Annotated in this window: 1 protein-coding gene; it reads left to right on the forward strand. The window is 67.5% G+C overall.

The genetic code is table 11. The annotated features are described in order from the left end of the window. The first annotated feature begins 190 nt into the window (after positions 1-190). A complete protein-coding gene (locus tag CYJ10_RS21650; protein ID WP_219621490.1) occupies positions 191-13,834 on the forward strand; it encodes a filamentous haemagglutinin family protein in 13,644 nt (4,547 codons plus the stop codon). Positions 13,835-14,601 lie beyond the last annotated feature (767 nt).

The following is a 14,601-nucleotide window of genomic DNA, read 5'->3' on the forward strand; positions in this document are numbered from 1 at the left end:
GCGCACGCCAAAGGGTCTAGTTCCCAGGAACATCGGCGGCATGGGCTGCCGATGGCAATGACGACAGGGCCTGACCGCGTTCGTTGAACGACGTGCACGGGCCCGCAAACTTGCTTGACGGGATCAGGGCACCATGCAGACGCGCGTTTACAAGAAGACCTTGCTTGTGCAGGAACCACGCAGAAATACGATGACGGTACGCCGCATACCCACGGCAAGGCCATTGGCCCGTACCGTGGCCTTGCTGGTGGCGGCCGGTGGCTTCTGGGGCAACGCGCATGCCAGCCAGGCGTTCAGCCGCGCGTGGATGGCACAGAAGAACATGATGCAGGACACAGCGGCGGCTACCGGCCGGCTGCCCAACGGCACGCCGGCCGCATCGCTGACCAGCCCGAACGCGCAGCAGCAGCGCGCCAACGAGCAGTTGCAGCGTTCGATCCAGAACCTGGGCCAGGCCGCGCAGAGCATCGCCGCCATGCAGGCTGCACAGGCGGCTGCACGCCAGGCCGCCGCACTGGAGTCGTCGGTGCCCGATGGGCTCGCCGAAGGTGGGCTCAAGGTCGATACCAACAGCCTCACGGCTGGCTGGCTCAATGCAAAAAACCCCACGCAGAAAACGGCCGACGGCCGCACGCAGGTCACCATCGAGCAAACCGCCGACAAGGCCATCCTGAACTGGGAGACCTTCAACGTCGGGCGCAATACCACGGTCGAGTTCCAGCAGAAGCAGGACTGGGCGGTGCTGAACCGCGTCAACGATCCGCAGGCGCGTCCAAGCAAGATCCAGGGGCAGATCAAGGCCGATGGCACCGTCATGATCGTGAACCGCAACGGCATCGTGTTTACGGGCACGAGCCAGGTGGATACCCGCAATCTCGTGGCCGCTGCCGCCGGCATGACCAACGCGCAGTTCGATAAGGGCCTGTTCAGCGAGTCGCGCGGCACGGGCTACGTGCCGACCTTCGCCAATGACCTGGCCGTGAGCACGACCGCCGTGACGCACGGCGCGGCCACGGGCGATGTGGTGGTGGAAGCCGGTGCGCGCATTGCCACGCGCAAGCCCGAGTCGGTCACGCAGGGCGGCGGCTACGTGCTGCTGCTGGGCCGCGAGGCGCACAACCGCGGAACCATTGTCACGCCGGGCGGCCAGACCGCGCTGGCTGCCGGCGACAGTTTTGTGATCCGCCGAGGCCTCGGCACCGATGGGAATCCCAATTCGAGCACGCGCGGCAACGAGATCGACGTGCTGCGGCTGGCCGACAGCGCAGCGGGCCGCGTCACCAACAGCGGCCTGATCCAGGCCACCACGGGCGACATCACGCTCAAAGGTCATACGGTCGAGCAAACGGGCGTGCTGGTCTCGTCCACCTCCGTCAACACACGTGGCACGATCCACCTGCGCGCCGAGGGCGACGACAAGAGCCGCGTCACGTTGGCGCCGGGCAGCGTCAGCGCCATCCTGCTGGACGACAGCGGCGGCACGGCGCTCGACGTGCAGCGCGACGCGCTGCTGCGTGACTCCGGCACCGCGAGCGAATCCGGCTACAACCGCCGCGACCAGTCGCTGGTGCAGGTGATCTCGGCAGGCGACGTCCTGTTCGACGGCAATTCGCTGACACTTGCCACGGGCGGGCAGATCAGCGTGAACGCCGTGCGTCGTGCGCTGCTGGCCGACCGCGCCATCCTCGACGTGGCCGGTGCGGTGGGCGTCAATGTGGCGATGGAAGCCAACAACGTCCAGATCAATACCCAGGGCAACGAGCAACGCGATTCGCCGGGCAACCGCGACTCGGGCAAGCTCAACAACACCACGATGTGGGTGGACCGTCGTTACCTGGTCCGCGTGCCGGCGGGCACCAACGGCTACACCACGGACCGCTGGTACACCGGCGGCGGCCTGCTGGAAGTCAGCGGTTACCTGAGCACGAGCGGCCACGGCATCGGCGAATGGGCCGCGCTGGGCGGCACCGTGACCTTCGATGGCGGCCAACTGGTCACGCAGGCCGGCTCGTCGGTCAACGTCTCGGGCGGCTCGCTGAACGTGCAGACCGGCATGATCCGGCAGAGCTGGCTGCGCGGCGAGGATGGCCGCCTGTACAGCCTCGACAATGCACCCGCCGACCTGCGCTACAGCGGCCTGTATCGCGGTTACGAAACCCAGCACCAGCGCTGGGGCAAGTCTTCCACCGAACAGTTCAACAGTCCGCTGATCGCGCCGGACCGCCGCCTGGAAAACGGCTACACCGTGGGGCGCGATGCGGGCCGCGTGGTGGTGGGCACGGGCTCGGCGGTGTTGGAAGGCGCCATCGAATCGGCGGTCTACCAGGGACCGCGCCAGAGCCAGGCGCGGGACGCCACGCTCGATGGCTATCGTCAGTCGCAGATTGCCGCGCCGCTGGCCGGCGAACTCGTGATCGGGTCGATCCGGCCGGTCTACGACACCGCGTCGGGCATGCTGCGAGACAGCCCGACCGCCGTCGTGAAACAGGTGGAGATTGGCACCGCCGAACGTATCGCCCAGGGGCTCGGTCTCGACGGAACGATGCCCGAGGCATTGGCCGGCCATATTGCACTGGATGCCGGCTGGGTCAACGCACAAGGGCTGGGTCGCCTCAAGGTCTACGCGCAGGATGGTATCGCGGTAGACGCGCCGGTGACCGTGGCCAACGGCGGCGGCATCGCGCTGCACGCGGGCAAGGTGGACGTCAACGCGGACCTGACGGCGCGCGGCGGCCAGATCGTGCTGGGCAACATGGTGGACCGGCTGGTGGGCACGAGTACCAACGAATGGCTGGGCGCCCCCATTTCGACCACGCCGGCTGCGATGGCGGGTGTCAACGTGGGGTCTGGCGTCACACTCGATACACGCGGCCTCTGGACCAACCTGCGCACGGACGCCGGTGACATTGCGGGGCTCCCGTATATCCATGGCGGCGATATCCGCATCAGTACCACGGGCGATATCGTGCTGGACACCGGCAGTGTGCTGGATGTCTCGTCGGGCGCGGCGTTGAAGGCCAACGGCAAGCTCGACGGCGGCCGGGGCGGCAATATCTCGCTGTTGTCGAACCAGCTCGACACCACCGGCAAGAACGCCGGCACGTTGCGCATGGATGGCGAACTGCGCGGCTACGGTGTGCGCGGCGGCGGCAAGCTGACCATCGATTCCGGCACGGGCGTGGTCGTTGGTAACAGCCCGCTGGCCGAGAACGGCGTGCTGAAGGCCGGGGAGTCGGCCGCGGTCCAGTTGATGCTGACGCAGGATCTGACGATACCGGTGGGCACGGTGCTGCCGACCGACTACACGTACGCCACTGACCGCATCCAGCCGGGCGCCATCGCAAGAGGCAGCCTGCTGGCCACGGTGGACAAGCCCGTGACGCTGGCGGGCAATTGGCAGGTGCCGGCTGGCGAGGGCGGCCGCTCGTACACGGTCTACGACAGTTTTGGCAACTTCTACCAGACTGGCATGACCGTGCCGGCCGGCGCGAAACTGACCAGAACGGTCGGTAACATGGTGGCCGGCTACGTGGTCCCTGCGGGGGTGTTTGCCGATGGCATGCCGGTGGCGCCGTTCGATACCACGATCAAGGCCGGCACGCCGTTCACGCAGGCAGTGACGCTGCACGCGGGCGACCGGCTCGCACCGGGCACCGCGCTGGGCGCCGATGTGACGGTCAAGCCGTTGCTCGTGCTCGACGGCAAGGTGTTCCAGACGGGCTTCGGCCAATACGAGGTGATTGGCCAGCAGGGCGTGGCGGTGGCGCCGGGGGCGATCATCGATGTCAACATGCCCGTGCTGCGCCACGACACCGTGCACGCGCACGCGGCGCCCACCGGCACGGCGCCGGCGGACGCGATGCAGCAGTGGTTGCCGCCAGTCTGGGAGGAGGATCCCGAAGACGGCGTGCTGACGCAGCGGCGGGGTGCCGATCTGGTGCTGACGGGCGGCAGCGTGTACGGGAAAGCGCCGGTGACAGTCGGCACGGGCAGTGTGGTCTCGGTCGATCCGGGCCACAAGATCACGATGCAGGGCAACGGCCAGATCACCATCGACGGCACGCTGAACGCGTGGGGCGGCAAGATCTCGGTGCTCGAAACGGCGCTGGGTCTGGGTACGGCCGATACGCCGAGCGGTCACGCGGACAGCCGTTCGATCTGGATCGGCAACCACGCGGTACTCGACGCGGCGGGCCGTGCGGCCACCGCACGCGACAATGCCGGCCGCGTCTACGGCCACGCGGCCGATGGCGGCACCATCGAAATCGGCGCACCCTACGTCGCTGGCGCGCGTCAGGTGGATGCAGCGGACGCGTTCATCGTGGTGCGTCCGGGCGCGCGGCTCGACGCATCCGGCGCCTCGGCCACGATCGATGTGCCGGGCCAGGGTGCCGTGGCGCTGCCGGGCAACGGCGGCGTGATTGCGCTGAGTTCCATGCGCGGGTTGTTCGTCGATGGCGCGCTGCGCGCGGCGTCGGCTGGTCCCGGCGCGGCGGGCGGCACGCTGGCGCTGGCGCTGGAAACGCCGGCCTATATCGGTGTGGCGAACAATACGCTGCAAGGCGTTGGCGTGGAGGACGCCGTGCGTGTGCCGCGCGAGATGATCGTGGCGCAGACGCAGGGCGATAGCGTGCTGGCCGACGACCTGGCGCCGGGCGCGAATCGTGCGAACGGCGAGACGCTGGCCTTCGGCTATGCGCGCGTTGGCGTGGACCGTGTCGTGGCGGGCGGCTTCGGCAACCTGGCGCTGCTGGCCAACGGCCTGATCAGCTTCGAGGGCGATGTCGACCTGAAGATGGACCAGAGCCTGCGCCTCGTTGCCAGCTCGATAGGCCTGGCCGCGCAGGCCGACCGGGCGACGCAGGTCAGGCTGGCGGCACCCTATGTGCAGCTCGCGGGCAGCACGCGCCGCGCGGTGGACAACTCGATCATGCCCAATCCGGTGGTCGGTTCGCGCAACCTGGTCAACTCGGGCGGCGGGGCGCTCGGCGTGCCGCTGGTGGCCGACGACGCGGGCCTGACGGTGGATGCAGGCTTCCTCGATATCGCCGGGCAGATGCTGATGGGCACGCGCGGCGATATCGTCATGAACAGCGGCGCGCCGCTGAAGGTGCTGCGTGATGCCTTCGGGACGGTCAACCTGCGCAGCGCGGCCGATATCCGCCTGTCCGGTGCCGCCGAGCTCTATTCGTCCGGCAACCTGACGCTGGCCGCGTCGCAGATCTATCCGGCCACGCTGGACAGCGGCAAGATTGTCGTTGGCCTGGAAACCTACGTGGACCAGTGGGGCAACATGAAGACCCGCATGGTCCCCACGCGCGTACTGAACATCGAGCGCGCGGATGTGGCTGGTGGGGCCGGCGTGGCCGACCCGGCGCTACCGTACTCGGTATTTGGCACCATCCAGCTTGCCGGCCCGACGGTCAACCAGCGCGGTGTGGTGCGTGCGCCGATGGGCAGCGTGACCATCGGCTCCAGCGAGAACGGTCAGGAAACCGGCATCGTCAACCTGCTGCCGGGTAGCGTCACGTCCGTGAGCGCCAAGGGCCTGACCATGCCGTTCGGCGGATCGCTGGATGGTCTCAGCTACCTATACAACGGTGCCGATGTCGCGTTCGACAAGGCCGGTACCGGACCCGCCGTCACGCTGGCCGGCCATGCCATCGACGTGCAGGCGGGGGCCGTACTGGACATGAGCGGCGGCGGCGACCTGAAGGGCGCTGCGTTCCTGTCCGGCCGGGGCGGCTCCACCGATGCGCGGATGAACCCGCTCATTCAGGTGGACCCGCAGGGCGGCTTCACGCTGCCGGGCCTGGCTACCAACCCGGTCTATGCCATCGTGCCGGGGGTGCAGGCCGGTTACGCGCCCATCGTGGCGGAGAAGGGCGCGAGCGACCCCGCCATCGGCCGCCAGATCACCATCGGCGCGGGCGTACCGGGCTTGCCGGCGGGTACCTACACGCTGCTGCCGTCCACCTATGCGCTGCTGCCGGGTGCCTTCCGTGTGGAGTTGAACGGCGCGCAGGCCGCCGCCGCCACGCGGCAGGATGCGCTGGCCATGCGTAATGGCTCGTACGCCACCAGCGCGCAACTCAGCACGGTCGGGACCCGCATTCGCGACGCGCTGCCCACGCAGGCCATCGTCACATCGGCGGACGTGATGCGCCGCTATTCGCAGTACAACGAGACGAGCTATACCGACTACGCCATGGCCGCGGCCCAGCGCAACGGTATGCCCCGGACGATGATCGAGCGCGACGCCAAGACGCTCAAGCTGGATTTCGTCTCCGACGCGTCCAACGGCAGGATTGGCGACGCCGAGGCGCTGCACTTCGCCGGCCGCGCGCTGTACGACACGCCGGAAGGCGGCTGGGGCGGCAGCGCGCTGGTGACTGGCGCAGGCAACTACGAGATCCTGGCCGCAGGCGGCACACCTGGGGCGTTGAGTGCGACGCTGAATCCGGTGGCGCTGCATGCCGATGACCTGAACGCGATCGGTGCGACGCGGCTGGGCATCGGCGGATTGCCGAAGGTCGGCGGCGTGGGCAGCGCGGGCCCACGCGGCAATGTGGCGACATTCGACATGTCCAGCAGCAATATCGTGCTGCGCGAAGGCGCCATGCTGAAGGCGCCCGAGGTCTACCTCGTCACCGGTAATCCGAACGGTGGCATCACCATCGAGCAGGGTGCGGGCATCAACACGCTGGGGCTGGGCAAGGCCGCGTGGGACTCCACCAACGGCTTTGTCTTCGAGCCAGGCCAGCGCTCGGTGGTGGCGCTGTCAAACGGCTGGCTGGACATGCTGGCACCGGCCGCAGGCAGCTCGAACTCGGGCGGCGGCTTCATCGACATCGGCGCCTGTGCGCCAGGGGCCGCGTGCCAGACCAACGCGCAGCTGTATTCGGAGGGCACCATCGCGGCGGCCACCGACAAGTCGTTCGAGTTGCGCGACGCGGTGCGCTACGGCACACGCAACCTCTCGCTGTCGGTGGGGTCCATCAACGTGGGCACCGAGGCCGCGTTGGCTGCGGCGGCCGCGCGTGAGGCACTGACGCCGGGCCTGCGGCTCTCGCAGGACGTGCTGAACCGCCTGATCAACGGCGACACCAGCACCGGTGCCCCGGCGCTGGAGAACCTGATCCTGACCGCACGCGACGCGGTCAACTTCCACGACTCGATCACGCTCTCGACGCTCGACCCGGTCACCGGCAAATCCGCGCTCGACCGTCTGGTACTGACCACGCCGGCCATATATGGTGCGGGCAACGCCAATGCCGACGCGCGCATCCAGACCGATGTGCTGGTGTGGAACGGCGCCACCACGCCAGCTGGGCAGGTGGCCGCCGGCGGGGCTGGCACGGGCTCGGGCAAATTGACCATCGAAGCGCGCGAGATCGAGTTCGGCTTTGCGCCATCCGTGCGCGTGGATACCGTGCATGACATGGACCGGCTGGCGCTCGGTTTCAGCGATGTCAACCTGAAGGCCAGCGAGCGCATCACGGCCAACCGCAAGGGCACGCTCGCGGTCTACCAGTCGCGCGGTGCGTGGGATGACGCGGCAGGCAAGTTCACGTACAGCGGCGGCAACCTGCATATCGAGACGCCACTGCTGACGGGCCACGCAGGTTCCGTCAACACGCTGCGCGCGGGAGGCGACATCAGCGTGGTGGCACCGGCTGGCGCCACAGCGCCGGTACTGACGAACGCGGCACTGGTGGCGGCGCTGGGCGCGGAGATCGCACTGGAAGGGCGCAATGTCTCGCTGGACACCGCCGTGGCGCTGCCGAGTGGCAAGCTCACGGTCTCCGCACAGGGGGACATCGCACTGGGCGACCGCGCCGACCTCGACCTCGCCGGCCGCAAGCTCGACTTCTTCGATACCAGCAAGTACAGCTGGGGCGGCGATGTGGTGCTGGACAGCCGCGCGGGCAATATCCGCCAGGCAGCGGGTTCGCACGTCGATCTCTCGGCCGTCGAGAACCGCGCGGGCAAGTTGACGGCCATCGCGCTGGGCACCGGCGCGGGCGTGGTCGATCTGCAGGGTTCGATTGCCGGCGGCAGCACCGGCCACTACGACGCGGGCGGCACGTACGTGCCGTATGCCGCAGGCGGGGCCGATATCCGGGGCCAGCAGATCGCCGACTTCACGGGCCTGAACCAGCGGCTCAATGCGGGTAAGGTCAGCGGCAGCCGCAACTTCCAGGTCAAGCAGGGCGACCTGACGATTGGCGACGAACTGAAGGCGCGCGAGATCAGCGTGTCGGTCGATGGCGGCCGGCTGGTGGTCAACGGCACCGTGGACGCCAGCGGCGAGCAGGTGGGCAGCATCCGCCTTGCAGCGCGCGATGGCGTGACCATTGGCGGCAATGCGTTGCTCGATGCACACAGCCGCGTGCTGCGCGTGGACAGCTACGGCAAGATCATCGAGGCGCCGAATCGCGCCATGATCGAGATCCAGAGCGGCAACGGCACGCTGGTGCTGGCCGATGGCGCGCGCATGGATGTGCGCGCCGGCACCGATGGCACAGCGCAGGCGCTGGGCACGGTGGAACTGAGCGCGCGGCGCATCGGCGGTGCACGCGGCACGGACGTGGATATCGATGCCTCCGGCACCGTGCGGATCGAGGGCGCGCGCAGCATCTACGTCAACGCGTTTCAACGTTATGACAACGCGCCGCTGATTGCCAACGGCACCGTGGATGGCCGCGACTACCAGTCGATCACGCAGGGCTACCTGAAGGACCTGCACGATGACAGCGTGGTGTTCATGGGCAACGCGCTGACCAACGGCGACCTGATGAACCGCAAGCTCGCCGGCTTGCGTGGCTACACCGATGCCTTCCATCTGCGCCCGGGCGTGGAGATTGTCAGCGCCACGCCCGATGGCGATCTTCATGTCGATGGCGACATTGACCTGTCCGGCTTCCGCTACGCCAGCGTCAATCCGCATTCGCAACTGACCGGCGTCTACGGTTCGGGCGAAGCGGGCGCGCTGGTGCTGCGCGCGGGCGGCAACCTGAAGGTCTACGGCAGCCTGACAGACGGCTTCGATACCTCGGTGCTGCAGCCCACGGTCGACGACAAGGGCTGGATTCTGGTCAAGGGCCGCGTGCCCTGGGGTGGCGATGTCATCATCCCGACCGATGGCCTTGTCACGCTGGCCGAAGGCACGTTCTTCTACTCGGGCCGCGCGCTGAACTATGCCTTGTCAATGCAGGCGATGTCGCTGCGCGCAGGCACCGAACTGGCCACACGCGCCACGCTGACGGCGGACCTGGTGCTGCCGGCCGGCACGGTACTGGGCGGTGCGGTGCGCGATACCAATGGCAATGTGATCTATGCCGCGGGCGCCGTGCTGTCGCAGGCCGTGACGCTGTCCAGCGGCATGCAGCTCGACGCAGGCAATCGCCTGCCGGCTGCCGCCAAGGTGGGGCCGATGGTCTGGCCGGCCGGCGTGCCATTGCCATTCCCGGATGGCGCGATCATGGACATCGGCACCGCGTCGGCCCCGGTGAACGGCGTGCAACTGGCGGGTTCGCTGACGCTGCGCAAGGGCGCGATGGTGCCCGCCGAGACCGTGGTCCGCCTACCGGGCGATGCCGAAAGCGTGCAGATGCGTCCGGCCGATGCCGATGGCAACCAGGGCCGCAACCTCGCACTGGCGCCGATGCTGGCACCGGGATCGCAATCGTGGTCGATCCGTCTGGTGGGCGGCGCGGATCTCGATGCAGCGGACACGCGCGCGCTGCTGGCGCACAGTGCCACCGGCCATGTGCTACTGGCCGATACGCACTATGGTCTGGTGCCGGATACCGTGCTCAAGCCGGGCACGGGCCTGCCGGGGCAATATATTTGGGGCCCGGACGCCGAGATATTCGGCTATGTGCCGGGCGAGCCGATCACCGACCTGGCATCGTGGGGCGGTGAGGAAGCCCTGATGGGGTTGAACGACTGGGGCCTCGGTGTACTGGTCGTCAAGACGGCCGACGGCACCCCGCCCGAGTATGAAGACCGCCCGACGCCGGGTCGCCAGCAACTCTACAGCGTGCTGCGGACCGGCACGGGCGATCTGGATGTGCTGTCGGCGGGCGATTTCACGATGTCCTCGCCGTTCGGCGTCTACACGGCGGGCACGCAGTCGCTTGGCGTGGATGCCGCGTACAACCAGTCGCGCTCGATCGGGAAGGACGGCAACATCCTGGGCGCCAAGGGTGCCTTCCTGGAGCCCTACGTCAATGGCGGCACGCAGAGTCTCTATCAGGCGTGGTATCCGGAGCATGGCGGCAACGTGCTGGTGCGCGCGCAGGGCACGGTGCGTGGGGACACCATCGGCCAGTCCTCCGGCACCGTTCGCACCGACGATGCGCTCGGCATCATGCGGCCGCATATCGACACGTCCGCAGTGGGCGGCTGGCTGTGGCGCCAGGGCACCGGCAGCGCCGCGCAACCGGGCGAGGGGGTGCCGACGGCATGGTGGATCAACTTCGGTACCTTCGTGCCCGCTGCGACGGGCGGCGCCGGGGCCCGGCATGACGGCACGCCGTTCCTGGTGGGGTTCACCGGTATCGGCACGCTGGGCGGCGGCAATCTCGTGCTGGAGGCCGGCGCTGATGCCGGCATGATGGAATCGCGCATGGGGCAGGCGGCCCACGTGCTGTCGCGCAGCCAGGGTCTGAACCTGGCAGTGGCCAGCACGGGCCGTGTGTCGGCCGATGGCAGCACACTGACGCTGACCGGTGGCGGCGACCTCGACATCCGCATCGGTGGCGGCCTCAACCCGGTGGCCGAGGTGCGTGCGACGCCGAATCCGGGCAGCGGCGTGGATGGCAGCATGCTGCGCTACGACAACATGCAGGTCCCGCTGAACAGCACGTTCACGAACCTGCGCGGCGCCCTGCGGCTGGCGGCCGGTTCGGTGGGTGGCGTGGAGTTGCGCTATGACTTGTCGGACCGCATGGAAACGCGTGCGTACCAGCCCAACGTGTCGACATCAGCGATTGCCGCCGGTGGGCCGGTGTTGGTGCCGGGCGATGCCACCATCAGCATCGATGCGCGCGGCGATATCGCCGTGGGCGGCGTGGCCGATCCGGGACGGGTGCCGCAGTACCACAACGGCACGCCGTTCACGCTCAACGGCACGGCGCAGGACGGCGAAGGCTGGAGCTGGTTCTCGCTCTGGACCCCGGCCACGGCAGTGAACCTGCTGGCGGCGGGCGGCAACCTGACGCCATCGATGGCGTGGATGGATAACCGTGGTGGCCAGAATCACAGCGCCACGGATGGCCGCTTCGTGATGCCCGCGATCCTGCGCGCGGCGGCGCCCAATGGCAGCCTCTTCTATGGTGGCTCAAGCCAGGGCAAACGGGAGGGCGATAGCAAGCCAGTCCAGTCGCCGTATGGCCTGACGCTGGCCCCGTCGCCGGTGGGTCCGCAGTTCACGACCCCTGGCACCGGCGCGTTGGAACTGCTGGCGGGCGACTCGATCTACGCCGGTGGCTACGCGGTGACGCAGTCGGGCGCCGATGGCGCCGCACTGCCCACGCCGTTCAACCCCGGCTTTGCCGGCGTGGTGGGGCAGGTCTGGTACGGCCCGTGGATCATCGGCAATGTCAGCCAGCAGGGGTTGGCACCCAGCGTGATGTTCGGCACCGGCCTGGGCAGCGAGCAACTGTATCCGCTGTTCAGCCTGGTGTCTCCGAGCGCCTCCGGTCTGGCGCATACGGGCCAGCCGCCCGCGCGCTTCTATGCCAATACGGGCGACATCGTGGGGCTGCGAACGGGCGGCATCATCACGCGGGGTAACCCCAACGGCGCGAGCGGGCAGCAGGCGACGTGGTACGAAGGCGGCGGCCCAGTGGCGATCCGCGCGGGGCGCGACATCGTCAACGCTGGCACGGAACTCGGCATTACCGAGTCAGTGCCTAGTGCCGCGCTCGGCTGGTTCGGCCAGTACTACAGTTCCAATCCCAATGCACCGCTGCGTCCGACACGGATCGAAACGGGCAGCCTGCGTGGCAACCTGATCGTCCACAACAGCGCGGACGATATCTCGGTGATCTCGGCCGGGCGTGACATCCTGGGCGGCACGTTCTACGTAGCAGGTCCGGGCCTGATGGAGGTCACCGCCGGCCGCGACCTCTATCTGGCAGACAAGGGCGAACTCAAGAGCATCGGGCAGGTGGTCAATGCACGGTCGGGTGACCGCGCCAGCGGGGCCGGCATCGCCGTGGCTGCCGGCGTGGGCGCGGGCGGACTCGACGGGCTGGGCTTCCAGGCGTTTGCGGCGCGCTACCTCGATCCGGCCAACCAGGCCGATCCGGGCCGCCCGCTGGCCGACCAGCCAGGCAAGGCGGTGACCACGTACGGCGGCAAGCTGACACTGGGCGACTGGCTGCGCGCCGAGTTCGACTACAAGGGTAGCGAGGCTGACGCGCCTGCATTCCTCGCCGCCAAGCAAGGCGAACTGGACCTTGCGCGCGACCAGAAGCAGGCAAGTGGGACTGCGGCCACCAGCCGTGACCTGCAGCGCGAGTTCGGACTGGTCAGCCAACTGCACCTCGTGAACTGGCTGACGGACCGCTTCGGCGGCGCCAATGGCCTGGGTTTGCATTTCGATGCGGCCACCGGCGATGCGCGCGCGTTCTTCGCCGCGCTGCCGCCCGAGCAGCAGCGCGCCTACCTGCGCAACGTCTATTACGCGGAACTGAAGGCATCGGGGCGTGAGTACAACGATGTGGGTGGCCCGCGCGCCGGCAGCTACCTGCGCGGCCGGGAGGCCATCGCCACGCTGCTGCCGGGTGGCGCGAGCCTGGGCAATGCGACGGGCGAGGGTGCCTACGACGGTGACCTGACCATGTTCAGCAGCGCGAAGTACTACATGGACTCGTCCAACCCGACCTTCACCACCCGTCCCCGGGCTGGCGTGAAGTACCTGACCAAGGCGCAGTGGGTAGCGGCAGGATCGCAGGCCAATATGCCGTACTTCGATGTGCTCGATTCCGGCATCCACACCGACTTCGGCGGGGACGTCAGCATCCTGACGCCGGGTGGCCGTACGCTGGTGGGCGTGGACGGCGGCTTCGTGCCGGGCGAGGGCTCGGGCGTGCTGACACAGGGTTCGGGCGAGATTCAGATGTATGCGCGGGACAGCATCCTGCTGGGTCAGAGCCGAATCTTCACCACGTTCGGCGGCAACATCCTGGGCTGGTCGGCCGCGGGCGACATCAATGCGGGTCGCGGTTCGAAGTCCACCGTGGTCTACACGCCGCAACGCCGTGTCTACGACGATTTTGGCCGCGTGACGCTGTCGCCGACTACGCCGAACACGGGCGCGGGTATTGCCACCCTGAACCCGATCGCGGAAGTGCCACCGGGCGATATCGACCTGATCGCACCGTTGGGCACCATCGACGCAGGGGAGGCGGGCATCCGCGTCTCGGGCAACGTCAACCTGGCTGCCCTGCGCGTGGTGAACGCCGAGAACATTCAGGTCCAGGGCAAGGCCACTGGCATTCCGGTGGTGGCTGCCGTCAACGTTGGAGCGCTGACCAACGCTAGTGCTGCCGCCTCGCAGGCCGCAAATGCAGCGCAGGAAGCGGTGCAGCGCGAACGCTCTGCGGCGCGCCAGGCCATGCCGTCTGTGTTCACTGTGCGCGTGCTGGGCACGGGCGGAGAGCCGGCGGAAGGCGCGGTGCGCCCACGAGAAGGCGCAAGCCTGCAGACACCGTCGTATGACCACAAGGGTGCGGTGCAGGTGCTGGGCCAGATGAATCTCGATTCAGCGGCGCTTAGCCAACTGACGCCGACGGAACGGAGGAGCTTGCGACAACCTTGAGCAAAACGAGCGCCTGCCGCCTTGTCCGATGCAATGGCCTTTACATTGGTTGAATCCTCTGGGCGGGAGGTGTTATAGCAGGCGTCCTGCCGTTCTGGCTTCCTGTTTTGGGGACGGGTATTCGTGGCTGAACTGCCTTCAATCCCTCTCAGGCGCTAGCGCTTGAGAGGGATTGGCCGTGGGCATTTAACATCTGCTGTCGCTTTCTTTCCATGCGTCATGCGGACGCATGGATGAGGTTTATTTCCTGCCGTAAAAGTGTATTTTTAGGCCAATAAACCACGTATGGCGGGAACTTCGGCGCGGATAGTCTGACGGGCCACAACTGAAGACGCATCGCTGCGCTCTATCGCTTCCCAACAGAATTTCGGCGCCGAGGCCGCCCCGGGTTCCGTCAGAGCGTTGATGCCTGCCGCACTCGACCAGGCGGCTCCGGGGAGGTGTATCTGTGGCTTGGGTGCGTCACGTATATCAGATGTAAATAATTTTCATATCTGTCAGATCATGACATTTCTTGGAACAAGTCAGATGCGGTGCATTTCCCGTATGCCTTGCGCAATGCGGGTTTGCGGGTAATCCCTGTTGCGGACGTAAGAAAACTCCATTTTTGTTTTGGTCCCTACCTAGGAAGAAAGGGGGGTATGGACCACATGCACTGTCCATTACGCTGCGCAAAATTTTTCCGTTACAAAAGGTTACCGTTGCAGTTGCGCGCAGTAGGTCGGTGTTGACCCCTAGGTTGCTGCGAATCTCAGCGAGTTTCCGCT

The sequence above is a fragment of the Cupriavidus pauculus genome, assembly GCF_002858765.1.
Taxonomy (GTDB): domain Bacteria; phylum Pseudomonadota; class Gammaproteobacteria; order Burkholderiales; family Burkholderiaceae; genus Cupriavidus; species Cupriavidus pauculus_B.